18 protein-coding genes are annotated in these 21,365 nt (G+C 57.8%); 4 read left to right on the plus strand and 14 right to left on the minus strand.

The window, feature by feature from the left end; all coding sequences use genetic code 11:
- Positions 1-310 precede the first annotated feature (310 nt).
- Positions 311-1,411 carry a porin gene (locus tag AB8W27_RS13110; RefSeq protein ID WP_041923398.1) on the plus strand — a complete coding sequence of 367 codons (1,101 nt, stop codon included), beginning with the start codon at positions 311-313 and terminating at the stop codon, positions 1,409-1,411.
- 185 nt (positions 1,412-1,596) lie between these two features.
- Positions 1,597-2,787 carry an amino acid aminotransferase gene (locus tag AB8W27_RS13115; RefSeq protein ID WP_041923397.1) on the plus strand — a complete coding sequence of 397 codons (1,191 nt, stop codon included), beginning with the start codon at positions 1,597-1,599 and terminating at the stop codon, positions 2,785-2,787.
- A gap of 57 nt (positions 2,788-2,844) precedes the next feature.
- On the opposite strand, the gene AB8W27_RS13120 is transcribed toward AB8W27_RS13115, so the two are convergent.
- The 7 genes from AB8W27_RS13120 to cmoM form a co-directional block, all read right to left on the minus strand.
- Positions 2,845-3,492, minus strand: coding sequence for an MBL fold metallo-hydrolase (locus AB8W27_RS13120; protein ID WP_041923396.1), 648 nt, complete (start codon positions 3,490-3,492; stop codon positions 2,845-2,847).
- A gap of 38 nt (positions 3,493-3,530) precedes the next feature.
- Positions 3,531-4,079 carry a YcbK family protein gene (locus AB8W27_RS13125; protein ID WP_041923395.1) on the minus strand — a complete coding sequence of 183 codons (549 nt, stop codon included), beginning with the start codon at positions 4,077-4,079 and terminating at the stop codon, positions 3,531-3,533.
- Positions 4,080-4,258: 179 nt separating this feature from the next.
- The gene (gene ldtD / locus AB8W27_RS13130) at positions 4,259-6,061 is read right to left on the minus strand and encodes a L,D-transpeptidase (RefSeq protein ID WP_041923394.1); all 1,803 of its coding nucleotides are present in this window, start codon (positions 6,059-6,061) and stop codon (positions 4,259-4,261) included.
- Between the two features lie 154 nt (positions 6,062-6,215).
- The gene (gene mukB / locus AB8W27_RS13135; protein ID WP_041923393.1) at positions 6,216-10,664 is read right to left on the minus strand and encodes a chromosome partition protein MukB; all 4,449 of its coding nucleotides are present in this window, start codon (positions 10,662-10,664) and stop codon (positions 6,216-6,218) included.
- Positions 10,657-11,367, minus strand: coding sequence for a chromosome partition protein MukE (gene mukE / locus AB8W27_RS13140; RefSeq protein ID WP_071820281.1), 711 nt, complete (start codon positions 11,365-11,367; stop codon positions 10,657-10,659). Before mukE ends, mukB begins: the two co-directional genes overlap by 8 nt.
- Positions 11,348-12,670 (minus strand): chromosome partition protein MukF, encoded by a 1,323-nt coding sequence (mukF, locus tag AB8W27_RS13145; protein WP_015740727.1) that lies wholly within the window; start codon positions 12,668-12,670, stop codon positions 11,348-11,350. The genes mukE and mukF overlap by 20 nt, the downstream gene beginning before the upstream one ends.
- A gap of 3 nt (positions 12,671-12,673) precedes the next feature.
- Complete coding sequence (gene cmoM, locus AB8W27_RS13150; protein WP_041923391.1) at positions 12,674-13,453, minus strand: tRNA uridine 5-oxyacetic acid(34) methyltransferase CmoM; 780 nt, start codon at positions 13,451-13,453, stop codon at positions 12,674-12,676.
- Positions 13,454-13,585: 132 nt separating this feature from the next.
- On the opposite strand from cmoM, the gene elyC reads away from it, so the two are divergent.
- Entirely contained in the window at positions 13,586-14,365 is a 780-nt protein-coding gene (gene elyC / locus AB8W27_RS13155; protein ID WP_041923390.1) for an envelope biogenesis factor ElyC, read from the plus strand.
- On the opposite strand, the gene AB8W27_RS13160 is transcribed toward elyC, so the two are convergent.
- Complete coding sequence (locus tag AB8W27_RS13160) at positions 14,342-15,235, minus strand: YcbJ family phosphotransferase (protein ID WP_015740724.1); 894 nt, start codon at positions 15,233-15,235, stop codon at positions 14,342-14,344. The two genes, elyC and AB8W27_RS13160, sit on opposite strands and share 24 nt — an antisense overlap.
- A 91-nt stretch (positions 15,236-15,326) precedes the next feature.
- On the minus strand, positions 15,327-15,749 hold the full coding sequence (locus AB8W27_RS13165) for a DUF2000 domain-containing protein (RefSeq protein ID WP_041923389.1): 423 nt from the start codon (positions 15,747-15,749) through the stop codon (positions 15,327-15,329).
- A gap of 126 nt (positions 15,750-15,875) precedes the next feature.
- Here AB8W27_RS13165 and AB8W27_RS13170 point away from each other — a divergent pair, with 126 nt between their 5' ends.
- Entirely contained in the window at positions 15,876-16,367 is a 492-nt protein-coding gene (locus tag AB8W27_RS13170; RefSeq protein WP_007768824.1) for an Lrp/AsnC family transcriptional regulator, read from the plus strand.
- Between the two features lie 25 nt (positions 16,368-16,392).
- On the opposite strand, the gene kdsB is transcribed toward AB8W27_RS13170, so the two are convergent.
- The 5 genes from kdsB to msbA are packed head-to-tail and all read right to left on the minus strand — an operon-like array spanning position 16,393 to position 21,360.
- Positions 16,393-17,139, minus strand: a complete 747-nt coding sequence (gene kdsB / locus AB8W27_RS13175; RefSeq protein ID WP_015740721.1) for a 3-deoxy-manno-octulosonate cytidylyltransferase — start codon at positions 17,137-17,139, stop codon at positions 16,393-16,395.
- The gene (gene ycaR, locus AB8W27_RS13180; RefSeq protein ID WP_007707496.1) at positions 17,136-17,318 is read right to left on the minus strand and encodes a protein YcaR; all 183 of its coding nucleotides are present in this window, start codon (positions 17,316-17,318) and stop codon (positions 17,136-17,138) included. The genes kdsB and ycaR overlap by 4 nt, the downstream gene beginning before the upstream one ends.
- A 25-nt stretch (positions 17,319-17,343) precedes the next feature.
- Positions 17,344-18,603 carry a winged helix-turn-helix domain-containing protein gene (locus AB8W27_RS13185; protein WP_015740720.1) on the minus strand — a complete coding sequence of 420 codons (1,260 nt, stop codon included), beginning with the start codon at positions 18,601-18,603 and terminating at the stop codon, positions 17,344-17,346.
- 34 nt (positions 18,604-18,637) lie between these two features.
- Positions 18,638-19,615 carry a tetraacyldisaccharide 4'-kinase gene (gene lpxK, locus AB8W27_RS13190; protein WP_015740719.1) on the minus strand — a complete coding sequence of 326 codons (978 nt, stop codon included), beginning with the start codon at positions 19,613-19,615 and terminating at the stop codon, positions 18,638-18,640.
- Complete coding sequence (gene msbA, locus AB8W27_RS13195) at positions 19,612-21,360, minus strand: lipid A ABC transporter ATP-binding protein/permease MsbA (RefSeq protein WP_015740718.1); 1,749 nt, start codon at positions 21,358-21,360, stop codon at positions 19,612-19,614. The genes lpxK and msbA overlap by 4 nt, the downstream gene beginning before the upstream one ends.
- Between the last annotated feature and the right edge of the window lie 5 nt (positions 21,361-21,365).

Here is a 21,365-nt window from a genome sequence, read left to right on the forward strand (position 1 = left end):
AAAATGCACCTTATCTAAATTAATGATAAGTTTTTCATATATATAAGAAAGGAATGAGCAAAATTCATTCACCTAAGTAATAAATTTGAGGTCTCTCACAAAGTTCCCTTTCATTAATAAATTCTTACACAATATTTCTTTTTGTTACTCGATTTAGACATTTGTAGCACTTTCCGGGTAGCGAAACGATTATATGAATGGAAAGATGCCAGACAGACACAGAAAGACACCAAACTCTCATCAATAGTTCCGTAATGAATTATTGACGGCAGTGGCAGGTGTTCAAAAAAACCAATGAGGGTAATAAATAATGATGAAGCGCAATATCCTGGCAGTGGTTATCCCTGCCCTGCTGGTAGCCGGTGCAGCAAACGCTGCAGAAATCTATAACAAAAACGGCAACAAACTGGATCTTTACGGCAAAGTTACTGCTGAACACGATTTCGTGACATCAGGCGACAACACCAGCAATGGTGATGCGACTTACGCTCAGCTGGGCTTCAAAGGCGAAACTCAGATTAACGATCAGCTGACCGGTTATGGTCAGTGGGAATACCGTGCGTATGCGACCAGCGCTGAATCTGAGCAGGGCGCTAACAACTCTAACCGTACCCGTCTGGCCTTTGCTGGTCTGAAAATTGCGGACGCGGGCTCCATCGATTACGGCCGTAATTACGGTATCGTATACGATGTTGAATCCTACACCGATATGGCACCGTCTTACTCCGGTATGACCTGGGCTAACTATTCTGATAACTTCATGACCGGCCGTACCACTGGTGTTCTGACTTACCGTAACACCGGCTTCTTCGGCCTGGCTGACGGTCTGAACTTTGGTATCCAGTATCAGGGTAAAAACGACCGTGATAACGTTGCTACTTCTAACGGCGATGGCGTTGGTTACTCACTGGGTTACGATTTTGGCGAAGGCTTCAGCCTGATTGGTGCGTACAGCAACTCTAACCGTACTCTTCAGCAGAAACTGGATGATAAAGGCGATCGCGCTGAAGCATGGGCAGTTGGTGCCAAGTACGATGCTAACAACCTGTACCTGGCGACCGTGTATGCTGAGACTCGCAACATGACTCGCGAAGCTGATAACACCTTTGCGAACAAAACTCAGAACTTTGAAGCGATCGCTCAGTACCAGTTCGATTTCGGTCTGCGTCCGTCCCTGTCTTACGTACAGTCTAAAGGTAAAAACCTGACTGCTCGTGGCACCTTCGATGGCGGCGATGCTGACCTGCAGAAATATGTTGAAGTTGGTGCTTACTACTACTTCAACAAAAACTTCAACGTATACGTTGACTACCAGATCAACCTGATCGATAACGACGCTTACGCTCGTAACGTGGGTATCGTTAACGGTCGTGACGACCAGGTTGCACTGGCTGCGACCTACCAGTTCTAATCAGCACAACCTTGTTGTCTGATAGCGAAAAAACAGGGCTTCGGCCCTGTTTTTTTATGCGTAAAAGAAAATTCTGCCAACTTTTGCGATCCACGTAACTTTTCCGGGCAAACGGTTGGCATTTTGTAAATCTCCCGTTAACCTGATAGCGAATTTCCCTTCTGAAATCACAATGGAACCTCGTCATGTTTGAGAACATTACCGCCGCCCCAGCCGACCCGATCCTTGGCCTGGCCGATCTGTTTCGTGCCGACGATCGCCCAACCAAAATTAACTTAGGCATTGGTGTTTACAAGGATGAAACCGGTAAGACCCCGGTTCTGACCAGCGTTAAAAAAGCAGAACAATATCTGCTGGAAAATGAAACCACCAAAAACTACCTCGGCATTGACGGTATTCCCGAATTCGGCCGCTGCACGCAGGAACTGCTGTTCGGTAAAGGCAGCCATATTATTAGCGATAAACGCGCCCGCACGGCGCAGACCCCAGGCGGCACCGGCGCGCTGCGTGTCGCGGCGGATTTCCTCGCCAAAAATACCGACGTCAAACGCGTCTGGGTCTCTAACCCGAGCTGGCCGAACCATAAAGGCGTGTTCAATTCCGCCGGGCTGGAAGTGCGTGAATACGCTTACTATGACGCCGCGAACCATACGCTCGATTTCGACGGCCTGTTAAGCAGCCTGCAGGAAGCGCAGGCGGGTGACGTGGTGCTGTTCCACGGCTGCTGCCACAACCCGACCGGCATTGACCCGACGCTGGATCAGTGGGAACAGCTGGCGAAGCTGTCTGTCGAAAAAGGCTGGCTGCCGCTGTTTGACTTCGCCTACCAGGGCTTTGCCCGCGGTCTGGAAGAAGATGCTGAAGGCCTGCGTGCGTTCGCTGCTCTGCATAAAGAACTTATCGTCGCGAGCTCTTACTCCAAAAACTTCGGTCTGTACAACGAGCGCGTCGGCGCCTGTACGCTGGTGGCGGCAGAAGCCGACGCCGCAGACCGCGCATTCAGCCAGATGAAATCCTGCATTCGCGCCAACTACTCCAACCCGCCGGCACACGGCGCGTCGGTCGTGGCGACTATTCTCAGCAACGAGGCCCTGCGTACCATGTGGGAGCAGGAGCTGACCGACATGCGCCAGCGCATCCAGCGTATGCGTCAGCTGTTTGTGAATACGCTGGCGGAGAAAGGCGCAAACCGCGATTTCAGCTTTATCACCAAACAGAACGGCATGTTCTCGTTCAGCGGCCTGACCAAAGAGCAGGTGCTGCGTCTGCGTGAAGAGTTTGGCGTGTATGCGGTGGCGTCCGGACGTGTGAACGTGGCGGGCATGACGCCGGATAACATGGCGCCGCTGTGCGAAGCTATCGTCGCTGTGCTGTAATGACGGTGTAAAAAACAAAAGGGCCGCACAGTGCGGCCCTTTTTTATTGGCAAGACATTACCAGACCGGCATTTCATCCTGCAGGAAAGGATTGTGCAGGCGCTCGTGACCGAGCGTTGACATCGGGCCGTGGCCGGGAATAAAGGTAACGTCATCGCCGAGCGGCAGCAGCTTACGCTTGATGGCATCGATAAGCTGGCTGTGATCGCCGCGTGGGAAATCGCTGCGCCCCACCCCGCCTTTAAATATCACGTCGCCGGAGACCAGCAGACGAGACTGCGCGTCGAAAAAGACGATATGGCCCGGCGTATGGCCCGGACAGTGCAGCACGGCCAGCGAAATATTGCCGACGTTCACCGTATCGCCTTCATTAAGCCAGCGATCAGGCGTGAGCGGCTGGCACTCATCGAGGCCAAACATGCGGCTTTGCGCAGGCAGGCCCTGCAGCCAGAACTCATCTTCTTTTTCCGGGCCGATAATGGGGATGCCGTAGTGCGCCGCAAGCTCCGCCGCCGCGCCGACGTGGTCGAGATGACCATGCGTCAACAGGATCTGCTGCAGCGTCACGCCCATCCGGGCGACTTCTTCCTTGATACGCTGCGCATCGCCGCCGGGATCTACCAGCGCCGCCTGTCGCGTCTCCTCACACCAGATTAACGAGCAGTTCTGGGCGAACGCCGTTACCGGAATAATATGATAGTTCATACCGCTCCTTTTACCCGGCACGCTGCCGGGGTCGTTAATTACCAGTGCCTTAGCGGCCCGGTATCAATATGCACAAAGTTACTGCTGGGGTAGTATCCTACACCACCGGCGCGCAGAGATAACGCCGCTTTGCGAATATTGCTTAACAAAATGCCTTCGATATGAAAATCCATGGCCTGGCCTTTGGTGTGGTAGCTGTGCTTCGCCACGCCGCGGCTTTTGGATCGCAATTCGTTATTGGTATCAACGGAGCGATAGCCGGAAATCAACTGTACCGGTTTACGGGTGCCGAGCAGCCCCTGCAAACGGAAAAGCTGGTCGAATAATCGGGGGTCAATCGCTTTTACCTTATTTGCCCGGTAATCACGAAAGAAATGGTTTAGCTTTGCTAATTCATCCTGAATATAGCCCCGGCCATCAAAAAACTCGGCCTTAATGGATTCGCCAGTATGTAAATTATTCAGCGTAAGAATACGCGGTCGTGGCGTCGACAGGGTTGCAAATGCAGGCGTGGGCAGTATCGCAGCGCCTAAAGCGGCGCCGCCGAACGCCAGCAGTTTGCGGCGATGAGCGTCAATTTTATCCATGATATTCAGGTCTACAATCAAATGAACAATAACTATGCACTTCTGGCGCACGAGTGGCACCTTAACCGCCAGCCGGGGGGGAGTCAATACAGGTCAAAGCCGCGAATAACGGGCCTTTTTTCACGTTTGGCCCGTTTTCGCTTCACATAGAGCAGGTTAAGTCCGCGGAATTAAACCTGTTAGCGGATGAGTTGTTCCACTTTTGGGAGGATTTGTGCGCCCGATCGCGCGGTGTGATCGTAATTGTAAATATCTGTACGATATTGCGGACGCCCGTCTTCACCGATAAATGCGGTCAGATAATAGAGGTTCACCGGAATGGTCTGCGGAATATTCACATAACGCGTATTCCCCTCTTTCAGCGTCTGCGAAATACGCGAATCGTTCCAGCCTGCATCCTGCAGCAGCATATTAGCCAGTTCAGAGGCCTTATTCACACGCACGCAGCCGGAGCTGAGCGCCCGGGAATCACGCTGGAAGAGATTGTGGTTCGGCGTATCGTGCAGATAGATAGCGTCAGAGCTTGGCATATTGAACTTATAGCGCCCCAGCGAGTTATGCGCGCCAGGCGCCTGCTGGAAACGGAAAGGCAGGTTAGACGGCGTGATCGTCGCCCAGTCCACCATCCATGGATCCACCACGTCAGCGTTGCTTCCCCAGCCGTTCAGGACCGTATAGCCGTGGCTTTCCAGATACCCCGGGTCATTCCAGACTTTCGGCAGAATATCCTTGCGCGCCAGCGTCGGCGGAACATTCCACGGCGGGTTAACCACCACGTTATTGAGCGCGCTGCTCATCAGCGGCGTTTTACGATCCGGCCTGCCGACAATCACGCGCGACGCCAGCACCGGACTCCCGTTCTGGTAATAAACCAGCGAGTACTCGGGAATATTCACCATAATGCCGGTGCTGAGTTTGCCAGGCAGCAGGCGCAGACGCTGGATATTGAGCGCCAGCAGCGCGGCGCGCTGCGCGGGCGTCACATTCAGCCAGTCGCGCGTCGACTGACCAATCACGCCATCAGCGCCCAGCCCCTGCCATTTCTGAAAACGTTTCACCGCCGCGACGAGGTCTTTATCATAGACAGCGCGTGCCGGTTTCGGCGTGCTGGTCTGGCTTGCGGGTTGCGAGGCCGCAGACGGGCTGACGACGCCGTTGTTATCGCCCGGCAGCACAATATCCGGGCCGCCGTCCAGCATCCCGGTGCGCTGTAAAATCTCTTTCAGGGCCGGAACGTCACTGCTCCACTGGCCAGGGCGCAATTTTTCTTTGCCGGTCATCTGCGGCCACGGGCGGGTATCCGCCACCAGTTGCAACAGCGAGGCGTGCATCGCGGCATAGTGCGGATGCACAGGCGCAAGCGAACGTACGAACGCCGGTACCGAGCCATTATCCAGCGCGACCTGCCACTGGTTAAGCACGTTCAGCGCGGGCATTTCCGGTTTGTACGGTTTTTCGCTGTAGAGCCAGCGGTTGCCCTGGCTTGGAATACCGGAAATAAACTGCAGATACCCAACCATCGCGTCGCTCAGCACGATATCGCGCGCGAGCCCGGTGACGGCAGGATCAGTAAGCTGTTCCACCCAGGCGGTAAACTGCGGCTGGAAACCGGCCAGCGCCACTTCCGCCAGCTGCTGCTGGAACGCCTGTACCGCGTCGCGGTTCTCCCACATCGGTTTAAGATCGCGCGCGGCGTAAAGCCCTACCAGCGCGTTCATATACACAGGCGTAAAGCCCGCCGGCAGCGCCGCCTGTAACTGCGTACGCGCGCTCGCGAGGCGACTTGCGGCATCGGGCGCCGCATTCGCTGCGAGGAACACCATGCCCGGCGACAGCGCCAACGGCTGCGCGCTGAGCGTCGTGACGCTGTCAGTTGTGATCAGTTCCGGTTCGTCGGCATACGCGTTAAACAGTGGAGCGATACTGAGAGCCAGGCACAAACTCAGCGCTGACCGTCGAAAACCATGCATATTAAGCACCATCCCTTGCCCCCTGTTTTTCAGAATAGTTCGGCACTCAGGCTTATTGTGAGTATATAAAGAGAAAAAACCATTTGCCTGACCGAATGTAAAGAAGTTTAAAGATTTACCGGCCAAAAAGAAAGCGGGCCGAAGCCCGCTCTTTTAGGTGATGACGTTACGACACTTCCGCCGCGCCCGGCAAGGCTTCAACCGGCGGAGCGGCAAAGCCGCGCAGGCCAACCACATGCACGTGCTCATGGTTCTGGAAGACTTTACGCACCAGCTTGTAGGTCGTGCCTTTTTCCGGGCTGATGTTTTCCGGCGCCGCGATGATGAGCTGCATCTGCAAACGTTCGCAGAGCTCAAACAGCGTGGCGATGGAACGGGCGTCAAGACGCGCCGCTTCGTCGAGGAACAGCAGACGGCATGGCGAAATATCTTTACCGCGCAGACGGCTCGACTCATCTTCCCAGCTCTGCACCACCATCACCAGGATCGACATCCCGGTACCGATCGCCTCACCGGTCGAGAGCGCGCCGCTTTCCGCGCGCAACCAGCCGTCTGAGCCACGGTTGACCTCAACTTCCATCTCCAGATAGTTACGGTAGTCGAGCAGCTCTTCGCCGATGGTCTGCGCGGTGCGCTGGCCCATGTCGATCTGCGGATTCAGGCGTTGCCAGAGTTTCGCCAGCGCTTCCGAGAACGTCAGGCGGTTGCTGTTAAACAAGTCCTGATGCTGCTCATGCTGCTCGGCGAGCACTTCCAGCAGGGTCGCATGGCTTTCACGCACGTTGACGTTGAGGCGCACGCTGTTGACCTGCCCGAACGACACGCTTTGCAGGCCCTGGTTGAGCATACGGATACGGTTCTGCTCGCGCTGGATCGTCTTGCGAATAATGTTCGCCACGCTGCGGGAGCTAATGGCAAGCTTCTGTTCGCGTGAGGTGAGCTCTTCCGTCAGACGGCCAAGCTCAATTTCCATCTGTTCAATCGCCTCGACCGGATCGTCGGTGCGGATAATATCCTGGCGGATACGCTCGCGCAGATGCTGATAAACCGCCACGAAGAACTGGATTTTACGCTCCGGACGTTTCGGATCTTCAGACAGGCGCAGCACGTCGCGCAGGTGCTCGTTATCCGCCACGGCCAGACGCAGCGCGCCGAGGGCTTTATCCGACATCGAACGCAGATCGTCGCCGGAATGATACGCCAGCTCGCGGCGGTGCAGACGGCGCTCCACGCCGTTGTCTTTCACCATACGCATCACCGCGCACCAGCCCGCTTTCGCGCTGACGACCTGCTCGCGCATCTCGTGATAGTTACGCTCAAGACGCTTCAGGCTGCGGGTCAGGTTATCCATCTCCGCTTCGCACAGCGTCAGCTGTTTCTCCAGCTGATTGCGGCGCGAACGGTTATTGCTGAGGCGCGTATGCAGTTCGTCGCGACGCTGACGCGCGCGCTCTTCGGCCCCGGCATCGGCGCGCACGCCGATATCCTGCAGTTCACGTTGCAGATCGCCCAGCAGCTCTTTCTTGGTGTCGAAGGAACTTTTCAGCGACGCCTGCACCTGATGATACTGGCTGAGCTTCGCGGCATGGGTGCGCAGCGCTTCGCGGGCGCGGGTACGCTCGCCTTCCGCCTGCTCCAGACGCTGGCGCAGCTTCTCATTGAGATCGGTGTTGCCGTTAAGCATCTGCGCCGAATCGCTGTAGCTGAAGTGCGCGCGACGCTGCACCACTTCGCTGAGCGCAAAGGCCTGCTGACGGGCGTCGCGCTGGGTCTGGCGCGCCTGTTCGTAATCCTGTTTCAGCTGATCGAACTGCTCAGGATCGCTCTGTAATACAGATGCCACCAGCTCAAGTTTCGCCAGCGCATTGCCGTGCTGGGAGAAGAAACGCGCGGCGTCCTGGGCTTCCGCCAGACGTTCCTGAATCTCATCCACGCGGTCGGCCAGGCTGTCATCGGCCAGCAGGCTCAGGCGCGGCAGCAGGCGGTTAAGCTGGGCCACGCCCTCTTTCGCCTGTTCAAACTGCACGCGCTGCTGCTGGTTGTCGTTTTCGTGCTGGCTAATCGCGCGTTCGATTTCGCTGCGGCGCGTATTGAGCTTACGGATTTCCGCTTCCGGATCCGCCTCAAACGCAACGGCGAGATGCTGGCCGACAAAGCGGCTGAACGCCTGATGCAAACGCTGCGTTTTCTGTACGTCGAATGAGAGCGTCGCGTAGCGCTCAGACAGCGCTTCGCGCTCGGCGTGCAGGCTCTCGATGCGGCTTTCGCGCGCGGCGCGGCCAAACAGCGGCACCGACGGGAAGCGGGAGTAGCGCCACTGACGCTCGGCCACTTTCACCACCACCGCTTTTTCCAGCTCTTCGACGCTGAAGACGCTGTCATCGAAGGACTGCGGATCCCCTTCGATCAGATAGAGATCTTCCGGACACTCTTCGAGGCCGTCGAGCAGATCGCGCACGCGGGACAAATCCGGCACCACAATCGCGTGACGCGACGGGCCGTAGAGCGCGGAGAAGTACGGCGCGTCGTCGAACGACACATCGTCATAAATTTCAGAGAGCAGCACGCCGCCAAAACGCTCCGCCAGCGCATTCAGGCGCGCATCTTCAGCGCCGCCCGGCTGGCTTAAGCGTTCAATCTCTTCATCGACCGTACGCTTGCGCGCGCCCACTTCGTCACGTTCAACGATGGCCTCGCGCTCGCGCTCCAGCAACTGCTGGAGATATTCGGTGACCTGCTGGCCGGACTCAAACGTCTCGCCGCTCTGCTCGCTAATCTGGTTGAGGCTGTTTTGCGCCGCAAGCCAGGCTGGCGCATGACTGGTGAGTGTTTTAACGCGGCTCTGGATCTGCTCCAGCTCCTGGCGCAGCGTCATGCGCTGTTCGCCCGCCTGCGAGACGCTGTCGGAGAGCGCCGCGATGCGCGCTTCCAGTTCGTCGTTCAGCGCTTCGAGTTCTTCCGGATCGTACTCTTTACCCTGACGCTTACAGAATTCGGCCAGCAAACGTTCGGCGTCCTGCTGTTCGCGCAGGCGCTGTTCCAGCTCAGACAGACGCATACGCAGCGGCTGCACCTGTTCGGCCAGATGGCGCTGCTGGCTGGCGTCGCGCAGCAGTTCGCGCGCCACGTCCCACGCCTCTGCGCGGCTCACCGGGCCGTTAATGCTGGCGACCAGCTGATAAGCCTGTTCAAACTGGCTGTGCGCAGTCTGCGCGACGCTCATTTTCTGCTCAAGCGACAGCAACCGTTCGGTGGCTTCCTGCTCTTTCGCCTGGAAGGTATCCAGCCATTCGTCGGCGCTTTCCGCGCTCAGATCCGGCAGATGGCACAGCTCGCGGGCGCGCTCCAGCGCGGTGAGCGCCTGCTGATACTGAATGGCGCGAGTCTGCTGTACATCGAGCGCCTGCTGATAGTCGGCAAGCTGGTTTTTCAGCTCGTCCACTTCAAGCTCGGCGGCTTCGGCGCGGGCTTCGTTCTCTTCCTGCTGCTCAGCCGCTTCCGCGACGACTTCGCTCTGTTCTTCAAGGCGAATCTGCAGCTCTTCAAGGTCCGCCTCGTAACGTTCGATTTTCTCCTGCTGGCGCAGCGCGGTCTGGACCAGATTCAGGTGATCGCTCGCCGCCTGATAATCGGTTTCGAGATCGCCTTCCGCACCAACGTGCTCGGAGAGCTCGCGCGCCATATCGACATGCTTATATTGCTCGGCGGCCAGCTGTTTGCGACTGCTGAACAGCTCGCGGCGCAGCTCAAGCGCCTGGTCGAGATGAATACGACGCTCATTGGCGTGGCGCATATAATCCGCCGCCACATAGTTGGTGGCTTCGGAAATCAGGTGTTTGAAGAGATCGCGGTCCGACTGGGTCACGCGGATCGCCTCAAGGGTCATGCGGTTTTCGCGCAGCGCCGCTTCCATATCCTGGAACGCTTTACGCACGCCGCCGTTTTCCGGCAGCAGATAGTCGCGCAGCGAGCGGGTGATGGCGCTGGAGATCCCGCCGTAGAGCGAGGCTTCAATCAGGCGATAATATTTGCTGCGATCGGACGCCGAACGCAGACGACGCGCCACCACGCCCAGATCGAACATTAATGAGTGGTAATCGGTGATGGAGTTGAACTGTTTAAGCTGCACCCCTTCCATCGCGTCGATTTTATCTTTCAGCTCGTTGAGGCTCAGCACGCGCGCCTGCCGATCGTTCAGGGTTTCCGTCAGCAGTTGTGTGGGCAGAATCGCGCTTGGCAGGCCCTGAATGGCGAACGGTTTGATGTCCACTTTACGGTCGCGCCCGGCGACCTGCTGCAGACGTACGCCCACCAGCACGCGCTGATGGCGCGAATTGACGACATCCAGCACCGAATAACAGACGCCCGCTTTCAGCTTGCCGTGCAGGCCTTTATCACGCGAGCCGCTGGTGGCGCCCGCCTCGGTGGTGTTACGGAAATGCAGCAGCGTCAGGTCAGGAATAAGCGCCGTGACGAACGCCGCCATCGTGGTCGATTTACCGGCGCCGTTACCGCCGGAAAGCGTGGTGACCAGCTCGTCGAGATCAAACGTGCGGGCAAAAAAGCCGTTCCAGTTGATAAGCGTTAGCGAGCGAAACTTACCGCGTTCAATCATTGTCATCCTCCGCATTATCCTGCTGGGTATCGTCGTTCTCATCATTGAGCTGCAGGTGGCTTTCCACCGGCATCGCTTCGCCGTCGCGGATCATGCGCAGCTGCGCGTCGCGCGGATCGTCGCCGGCGCGCACGTCAGCGCCGAAGCGAAACACCGACTCAGTGATGCGGAATTTGCTGCTGTCATGGCCCATAAACCAGACCATGCCCAGACGGCGCAGGCGGCTTAACGAAGCGCGCACTTTTTCCTGCAGCTTCTGACGATCGAGATCGGAGCCGGTTGAGCGGTTATTCACAAGCTTGAGCAGTTTGGTTTCGTCCGCCAGCGCCATCAGCTCGTCATAGAGCTCCTGCTGGGTGAAGATCCCTTCGTTCGCCAGCCGCTCCGGGCTCAGGTAGAGATAACAGAGGATTTTGCCCACCATCATATCCAGCTCAGACAGCACCGAGCGCGGGATAAGCGTGGTGGAGCGTGGGCGCAGATAGAAAAAACCTTCCGGCGCGCGGATAAGCTCCACGTTATAGCGGCTGTAAAACTCTTCCAGTTCGCCCTGGTAATCCATCAGAAAAGCGTGATTATCCAGCTCGTCCAGGCCAATGTGACGCCCGGCGCGCAGCTGGCTGTCGAGCGCCGGAAACAGCGGATTCGCGAGCGCCAGCGCCAGCTTGACGGGCATCACGTGTTCAATATTTGTCGATGACATTCGCCTGTACCTTGGCTCCATGATCATTAATGGGCTGCCATTTAGCTGGCAGGCCGGTAAAGTCCGCTTCAGCGACGCCCAGACGCACCGCCTGGTCTACCACGATGCGCGCCACGTCAAAGTGGCGGGCTCGCGGGAACTGGGCCAGGTAATCGCGCATCACGACGCTCAGGTCGAGCGGCTGCTGACGCTCCCGGTAGACGTTGAGTTGGGCCTCAATCATCGCCGCCAGTTGTTCGCGGATCTCGTTAAACTCTTCAAACTCCAGATCCGGCGGCAGTTCGCCGGTCACTTCTTCATCGCGCAGCGTCATCTCTTCATCGCGCATATCGAGCAGGCGATCGGCGCTGGCGTAGGTGAGCGCCCAGGGCGCATCGAAATAGTTCTGCACCGACTGGCGCAGACGCTGGGCGAAGACGCGGTTTTTATCCATATCGATAGCGGTACGGATAAATTTATGGACGTGGCGGTCGTAGCCAATCCACAGGTCAATCGCCTGCTGGCCCCAGCTGATAATACGGTCCAGCTTGCTTTGCAGGTCATACGTCAGGCGGTCGACGAAATGGAGATCGTCGCGGCCCAGCGTCGCTTCCTGAATTTGCAGCAGGTTGGCCTGCAGCTTATCGCCCGCCGCCTCCAGCGTATCCTGGAGCTCACGCAGCGTGCCGGAGGTCTCTGAAAGCAACAGTTCGCAGCTGGAGATCGCCGCGCGCCAGTCTTTATTCAGCAACTGAGCGATATCGTCTTTCACCAGCTGTTGCTGCTCGTCCATGATGCGCTGGGTGAGATCGATGCTGTCGAAAATTTCCGCAACAGAGTATTTCAGCGGCGCGTAAACGTTGCGGTGCCAGTGGAATTCGTCGCCCCCTTCCTGCGCGGCATCCGCGGCGCGCTTAAGCTCGCTTGCCACGATGGACAACTGCATCGACAGGCGCAGCGTGGAGAACTCGCGCTGACGGATATAGTAATCGGTGATGCCGATACCCAGCGGCGTCAGGCGGTAAATCGCGTTGCCTTCCGCCTGTTCGCTGGTAAAACGGTTAATCAGACGCTGGCGCACCATATCGTTGATGGCGTTGTTGGCGCGCTGGGCGACGGTTTCAGTGGATTGTTCGAAGGCGTCGCTGACGTGGCGAAACGCGTCCACCAGCTCCCCTTCGCTCATTTCGCCATCCAGCCTTTCGCCGTTTAGCGTGGCGATAGCCAGCAAAAAAGCCAGCCTGTCTACCGAAAGCTGGATCGAAAAATCGTTTTTCCTGGCCCAGGCAACCAGTTCAGGGACTGTCTGGGAAAAAGTACTCATAGTTTATCCTTGGATCTTCGGCTTAAACGCAGTGACATGGATATATCGGCCCAGGCTCACCCAGGGCTCCTGTCGGCAATAACGCGTTTCAAGCTCAAGCAGCGTCTCATACTCGTCGCGCTGCTGATGTTTTTCACGCAGATAGTCATGAAACACCCGCACGCCGGTTTTGCTGTGGATCTGCCAGCCCATCTCTTCAAGCCAGCGGTAGACCTGCTGCGGCTCGCGCGGGTAGTCCGGCGAAAGGGTGCGTTTTTTCTTTTTGGGCATCCCCTGTTGCACATAGGCGAAATTGCCCGCCACCATGTTGTGCATCAGAAGGCCATTGGCGTTGTAGAACATCAGCGAGAGCGCGCCGCCCGGCGCCAGACATTGCCATAAATGGCGCAGCGCCGCCTGCGGATCGGCCACCCATTCCAGCACAGCGTGAAACAATATCAGATCAACCGGGCTTTCCAAATGCTGACCTGCCTCCTGCGCGGCGCATTGTACAAAATGCATGTTGCCGCTCACACCTTTCTCCTGCGCCGCTTTACTGGCGCGGGCTATCATTTCCGCGGAGAGATCGCACAGCATCACCTGATGACCCCGCTCCGCGATGCGGCACGCGGTTTGGCCTTCCCCGCCGCCCGCATCCAGCACGCGCAGCGGGCGGTCAGGCAACCGGCTTAACAACGCGTCGAGATCCTGCCAGAGGATGGCCTGACGCAACTGGCCTTTTGTTGTACCGTAAATGTTGCGCGCAAACTTTTCGGCGATGTCGTCAAAATTGCGATCCCGCATGGGCACACTCTCCAGGTGATAAGCGCATCCGGCAAAACCGCTATTTTGTCACAGCCGGAGGGAGAATGAACCCATCTCACGTAAGATAGGCTGCGTTTACCTGCCGTATGGTTAAAAAAGGACCCATAACCGATGCTTTTTATTCTGAAAAAACTCATCGGCGCGCTGCTGCTGCCGCTGCCGTTTCTGCTGCTGATGATGGGCATCGCGCTTGCGCTGCTGTGGTTCACGCGATTTAAGAAAAGCGGCAAGGTTTTAATGACTGCCAGCTGGCTGGTATTGCTGCTGTTAAGCCTGCAACCGGTGGCCGATGGTCTGCTAAAACCAGTAGAAGATGACTACCCGACCTGGAACGGTCAGAAAGCGGATTACATCGTGGTGCTGGGCGGCGGTTATACGTGGAATGACAAATGGGCGCCGAGCTCAAATCTGGTCAATAACAGCCTGCCGCGCGTGACCGAAGGCGTGCGTCTGTGGCTGGCGAACCCTGGCGCAAAGCTGGTCTTTACCGGCGCGCGCGCCACCACGAACCCAGTCAGCACCGCGGAGGCGGGCGCCCGCGTGGCGGAAAGCTTAGGCGTGCCGCGCAGCGATATCATCACGCTCGATACGCCGAAAGATACGGAGGAAGAAGCCACAGCCGTCGCCGGCGCGCTCGGCAAAGAGCCGTTTTTACTGGTGACGTCGGCGTCGCATCTGCCGCGCGCGATGATTTTCTTTAAACGCCAGGGGCTGAACCCCATCCCGGCGCCCGCCAACCAGATGGCGATCGACTCGCCGCTGAATCCGTGGGAGCGCGTATATCCGTCCTCGCTCTGGCTGATGCACAGCGAACGCGCTGGCTATGAACTGCTCGGTCGCGCCTGGCAGTGGGTTAAGGGCGTGGGCTCAGGCGACCCAGGGCAGAAGTGAGTCCGACGCCGTGGTAAACGCGGCGCGGTTCATTTTCCCGGTTTGTAAAAGTTGCGCCACTTCATCCCACAGTACGTAGAGCCAGCGGCGCCAGAGGAACGATTCCGCCACCGGCGCACGCTGGATATACCGCCAGAAGAGGCTTTCGGCAAGCGGCGTATCAAACAGGCGGAAAAGCTCATACTCGCGCGGCGCCCACAGCACAATCCCCGGATTGACCATCGCCAGCAGCTGATCGCTGCGCGCATCTTTCAGCATACTGCGCAGGTTAAAGTTGCCGTGGATCAGCACGCAGTTGTCGTTAAACCCGGCGAACATCTCTTCCAGACATTCACGGGTGCGAAACAGCATCCGTTTGTCCTGCATCGTCAGGCCGGTATTCTGATACTGATTGAGCGTGCTCCAGAGCACTTCGACACGCTGACGATACCAGTGCGGCCAGAGGTTTTCCTGAGTACTGTCGACGCTGCCCACGCAGCCGTGGCTGTCAACGCGATGCCAGCTCAGCAACGCTTCGATTATCTGATCCTGAAGCTGCTCCCAGCGCTGCGGCGTGCGGGCGGGCGCTTCTACCGGCACGCCCCGCAGGCGCTCCATCAGCAGTACATCCGGCCCCGGATGCTCCTCGTGGGTCATGACGCCATACACCACCGGCAGTCGCACCGTGCCGTAACGCGCCAGTATCGACATTTTTCCGGCCTGCTGCTGTGCAAGCCCTGGCGAGGTGAAACTCCGCGCCAGCAACGGCATCGGATTGCCGTGACTGTCGTAGAGCGACCAAAGCGCCGTGTCCGGTTTTTCACTGATGCATTCAAGCCGACTGAGTTTTTCACCTAACAGATGACTGAGTTCCGCACGCAGTTGCTCCATTTGCCGTTACCCTTATAAAAGCTACTGGTTTTATAATGGGCGTCCTTGCGGCAGATGTCATCTGTTGAGATCAATTCCTCGCCAGTTTGCGCTAACGGTAAAGCGGCAGATTGCCTGTCAGACGGGCTATCTGTTTTTTCGGGCCGACAAGCCCCAGCGCCGCCAGTTCGGTCTCCGCGCTACTGGCGCCCGCCAGGCGCAGCTCATACTCCTCCCAGGTTTTACACGACTGGGCCAGCGCGCTGAAGGGCAATACCAGAATCTGCGGATCGTTCTGCGCGGCGCTAAACAGGCTTAACAGCGTGTTGCCCTCGCCGAGCAGTACCGGCAGCGGCGCGCGGATCACGCCCGGATAAGTGACGCCGTCCAGGCTTAACAGATCGGGCCCGACCAGCCCTTCCACCTGTCTTCCAAGACAAACCCCCAGTACGCTCGCGGCGTTCATGGCAAGCCCCGGCGTGAGCGCGCGATCGACGACGATGGTGCATTTATGCAGGCTGGTATCGAATTGCATGTTTTTCTCCCTGTCAGTTGATGTAATCAGTCTGCCCGACAATGGCGGAGAAAAATGACCTTTATTGCTTCATAATGCGCACTAAAAGGGTAAAATTACCCTTTAAAATCTGGAATGAGAAAAATAATGTCTGAAGATACGCTGACACCCACTGATATCACCCTGCTGACGCTGTTGCAGCAGGATGCGCGCACCACTAATCAGGCGCTGGCGGAGGCCGTTAATCTCTCGCCCTCGCCCTGCTGGCGTAAAGTGAAAAAGCTGGAAGAAGATAAAGTGATCCTCGGCTATCACGCCGCGCTGGACCGCCGTAAAATCGGGCTTGGCGTGATGGTTTTCGTGCGCGTCAGCATCGACAGCCATAGTGAAGCCCAGGCGCGGCGCTTTGAACAGGAGGTCATGGAACTGGAAAACGTGGTGGCCTGTTACAGCATTGGCGGGGACGCCGACTTTCTGTTGCAGGTGGTGTCGCGCGATCTTGATGCCTATGCGGAGTTCGCCATGTCGGTGCTGCGCCGTCTGCCGGGCATAAAAGAGATGCAGAGTATGTTCGTGCTAAAAGAAATAAAACCGTTCCAGACGCTGCCGGTCAGCTCGCCAGCAGCCGGACGCCATTAAAAAACCGGCCTGGGCCGGTTTTCTGTTAACGCATTTCGGCGCGTACGCGCTCAAGATCGTCGGGCGTATCCACGCCGGTGCCAGGCACCACGGCGGCAACAGCCACATGGATTTTCTCGCCGTGCCACAGAACGCGCAACTGCTCCAGCATTTCAATCTGCTCAAGCGGGCTGGCGGGCCAGGTGACATAGCGGCGGATAAACCCGGCACGGTAGCCGTAGATGCCGATATGGCGCAGGAAGCTATCGCCGATGGTATCGCGCGACTGCGCGAAACGGTCGCGATCCCACGGGATCGTGGCGCGTGAAAAATAGAGTGCGTAACCCTGCGCATCCATAACCACTTTTACCGCGTTGGGGTTGAACGCTTCCTGAGCGTCATGGACCGGCACCGCCAGCGTCGCCATCCCTGCCTGCGAGCCCGCCAGGTTCTCCGCCACCTGACGAATAATCGCCGGCGGGATCATCGGCTCGTCGCCCTGAACGTTGACAATAACCGTGTCGTCATCGAAACCGCATTTCTCCACGACTTCCGCCAGACGTTCCGTACCGGACTGATGATCGGCGCGGGTCATGCAGACCTCGCCGCCTGCCGCTTCAATCGCGCGGGCGACGTCCGGGTGATCGGTTGCGACGATGATACGCGCCGCCCCCGATTCACGCGCGCGCTCCAGCACATGCACGATCATCGGCTTGCCATTGATATCGACCAGCGGTTTGCCCGGCAGACGCGTCGACGCGTAACGGGCCGGAATAATGACCACGAAACTCATGGGTTGGTCTCTTCGGCAGCAAGCGAGCGGGCTTCAGTTTCCAGCAGCACCGGAATGCCGTCGCGCAGTGGGAAAGCCAGGCGGTCGGCCTTGCAAATAAGCTCCTGCTTTTCCTGATTGAAGTAGAGTTTGCCGTTGCAAACCGGACAGGCGATGATTTCGAGTAAACGGTGATCCATGGTTCCTCCTGATGGACCGGTGGTATTAATCTTTTGAGGATATCACATGCGTTTCCGGCGCGGGGTCAATTTCCCAGCCCTCGCCCCACGCTTGCACAAGCGGGCCGGGCAACTGGCGAAAAACCACCTGTGTGGCGCCCTGCCAGGCGGCGAAATCGTTGATAGCCAGCCGCAGCCCGGCGATAACCCCAGCGGTAAACGAGACGCCCTCTTCGCCGTACAGCGCGATGATCTCAAGCACGCCTTGTTGACGGTGCATTTTGGCATCCATCCTTCCTGCCAGCGCGCCTTTGTGCAGCAAAGGCAGAACGAAGTAGCCATATTTGCGTTTTGGCGCTGGCGTATAACATTCAAGGCGGTAGGAGAAGTTAAAGAAATCTTCCGCGCGGCGGCGGTCCCAGACCACCGGGTCGAATGGCGAAAGGACCGCGCTGTGTGTAGCGGTGAGTTTGTCTGCCGCGGCCTGCTCCAGTAGCGGCGCGAGCGAATGATGCAGCCACATCGGCCCGAGTGTTTCAACCTCAACCGGTATCACCAGGCCCTCTTCCTGCCACGCCTGCAATAGCGGGCCGATGGCGACATGGCGCAACCGGTAGTAATCGGCAAGCCAGGCGCTGCGAAAGATCCCGAGGCTGCGCGCGCTGTTGGCAAGCATATGCGCCTCGGCCTGCGCTTTATCGATGAGGTGCAGGCTGTCGTCCCAGTCGGGCAACACGCGCGTGGTCAGATCGTAGACACGCTGAAAGTTACGCCGCTCCACCACCATCACCTGCCCCGCGGTAAACAGCCCTTCGAGATGCTTTTTATGCGGCTTCCATTCCCACCAGCCGCTGGCGCCTTTACGCGGATGCTCAAAATCCGCCGAACGTACGGGGCCGTTACGTTCGATAAACGCCATCAGTTCGCCGATTTCCTGCGCGTGTTCTTCCATCCACGCGGCCCGGTATTTCCAGCCCATCTTTTCAGGGCTGAGCATACGGTGGCGAAAGAGCGGGAAATCGCTGCGCGGCAGAAAACAGGCTTCGTGCGCCCAGTACTCCATCAGTTCGCCGCGCGCCAGCGCCTCATCCAGCCAGCGTCCGGGATAGCTGCCGAGACGGCTGAAAAGCACCAGATACGGACTGCGGGCAACGATATTGATCGTATCGATTTGCAGGAGAGACATGCGGGTGATAGTGGAGAGAATATCGGCAGGACGCGCGCGCCGCGTCGGCTTTTTCAGCAGCCCCTGCGCGGCAAGATGAAGGTGGCGCGCCGCGCGCCAAGAAAGATACACTCCAGACATATCCGCTCCCGTACGCTATGGCTGGCGCACCTGCTTAACGCACCAGCGCGAGAATTTCCTTCAGTAACCGATCGGCTTGCGGCTGCGCAAGCGTCGCGTCGACCGGCAGATACCACCAGTCATCATGAGCGAAGGCGCGGCATTTCACCGCGTCTTTTTCAGTCATCAGCAGGGTCTGGCCTTCGTGCATCAGCGCCAGCACATCGGCTTCGCGCAGCGCCTGATGGTCAGCAAGATTTACCGTTTTAACCGGCGTCAGGCCGCATTTCTCAAGCGTGGCGAAAAAGCGCGGCGGATGGCCGATACCTGCCATCGCGACCACATTCTCCAGCATATTGACCGGCCGCCTCTCGCCGCTGCGCAGGTTAACCGCGAGCCCTGGCTGCAACTGCATGGCGATTTCGCCGGGCCGCGCCTCTCCACCGTTCGTAATGACAGCGTCGACCTGCTTGAGCCTGGATGCGCGCTCGCGCATCGGGCCTGCAGGAAGCCACCAGCCGTTGCCGAAACGGCGTACGCCATCGACCACAACAATTTCTTTATCCCGCGCCAGCGCGTAGTGCTGAAGACCGTCATCGGTAATGATGATTTGCGGGCCGGCGTTCGCAATCAGCGCCTGGACCGCTTGCGCGCGGTTTGCCGAGACGGCAACGGGCGCGCCGGTACGCTGGTAGATCAGCACCGGCTCGTCGCCTGCCTCTGCGGGCGTCGTGGCGTCGCTAAGCACTAACGGGTAATGCGCCGCTTTCCCGCCGTAACCGCGGGAAACCACGCCTGCGCGCACGCCCCGCTGATGCAGCTGTTCAACCAGCCAGACCACGACCGGCGTTTTTCCGTTACCGCCTGCGGTAAGATTGCCCACGATGACCACAGGCACCGGCGCACGCCAGGCTTTACGTAAGCCCAGCCGATAACTCAGGCGAATCGCGCCGCTCACCAGGCCATACAGCCAGGAAAGCGGCAGCAGAAGCACCCATAACGGTGAACGGCCAGACCAGATGCGCTCTATCATTGACCAAACTGCATTTTATGAAGCTGCGCATAAACGCCGTGCTGCGTGAGGAGCTCAGCATGATTGCCGCGCTCCACGATGCGGCCGTCTTCGATAACCACAATTTCGTCCGCCTGCTCGATAGTAGAGAGACGATGCGCGATAACCAGCGATGTGCGGTTCTTTTGCAGTTCATCCAGCGCCGCCTGGATAGCGCGTTCTGACTCGGTATCCAGCGCTGAGGTCGCCTCATCAAGAATAAGGATCGGGCTGTCGCGCAGCAGCGCGCGGGCAATCGCGATACGCTGACGCTGACCGCCGGAAAGCAGTACGCCGTTTTCGCCGATGACCGTATCCAGCCCGTTATCCATCTTATTGATGAAGTCCATCGCATAAGCCATACGGGCCGCTTTTTCGATCGCTTCGCGGCTGTAAACATCCGTGCGCGCGTAGGCAATGTTATTCGCGATGGTGTCGTTAAACAGATGTACGTTCTGGGAGACCAGCGCGACCTGATTACGCAGCGACGAGAGCGTGTAGTCGCGAAGGTCGTGGCCATCCAGCAGGATCTCGCCGCTGTCGATATCGTAAAAACGCGTGATAAGACTTGCGAGCGTCGATTTCCCGGAGCCCGAACGACCTACCAGCGCGACCGTCTTCCCGGCAGGGATAGACAGGTTGATATCGCGCAGCGCCGGAATTTCACGGCCCGGATACGTGAAGGTAACATCACGGAATTCCAGATTACCCTGGGCGCGTTCGACAACACGCGTGCCTTCGTCTTTTTCCTGCTCGCTGTCCAGAATAGCAAACAGCGTCTGACAGGCCGCCATCCCGCGCTGGAACTGAGCGTTTACGTTGGTGAGCGATTTCAGCGGACGCATCAGCGCAATCATGGAGGAGAACACGACGGTGATAGTGCCTGCCGTCAGCGTTTGCATGACGCTCGGGAAGCTTGCCGCATAGAGCACGAACGCCAGCGCCAGAGAAGCAATGAGCTGAATAATCGGGTCGGAAATCGAAGATGCCGAGACCATTTTCATGCCCTGCAGACGCATCTTGTTGCTGACTTTCGCGAAGCGTTCGCCTTCAACCTGCTGGCCGCCGAAAATCAGCACTTCTTTATGGCCCTTGAGCATCTGCTCGGCGCTGGTCGTCACCTGTCCCATGGTGTTCTGCATGTTTTTACTGATGCTGCGAAAGCGTTTTGACACAACGCGGATCGCAATCGACACAATGGGCGCCAGTACGATCAGGATCACCGACAGCTGCCAGCTGTAATAGAACATCATGATGAACAGGCCGATGATCGACGCCCCTTCACGCACCACGGTAATAAGCGCGCTGGAAGAGGACGAGGCGACTTGCTCGGAATCGTAGGTAATACGGGAGAGCAACGTACCGGTGGATTGCTTATCAAAGAAGGAGACGGGCATCCCCATCATATGATTAAACAAGCGGCGGCGCATCGTCATGACGACTTTCCCGGAGACCCAGGAGATGCAATAACTGGAAACGTAGCTGGTGATACCACGCAGAACCATCAGCCCTATGACCACCAGCGGCATCCATAGCAGCACTGAGCGATCGGTTTTACCAAAACCATCATCCAGTAATGGTTTAAGTAGCGATAGCATATAGGTATCGCTGGCCGCGTTGAGTATTAACGCTACCCCAGCCACAATCAGACCCGTTTTAAAGGGCGCAATCACCGGCCAGAGTCGGCGGAAGGTCTGCCACGTGGAGAGATCTTTATCGTTATGCATTCAAA

The organism is Cronobacter turicensis (assembly GCF_041222865.1).
In the GTDB taxonomy this organism is placed as follows: domain Bacteria; phylum Pseudomonadota; class Gammaproteobacteria; order Enterobacterales; family Enterobacteriaceae; genus Cronobacter; species Cronobacter turicensis.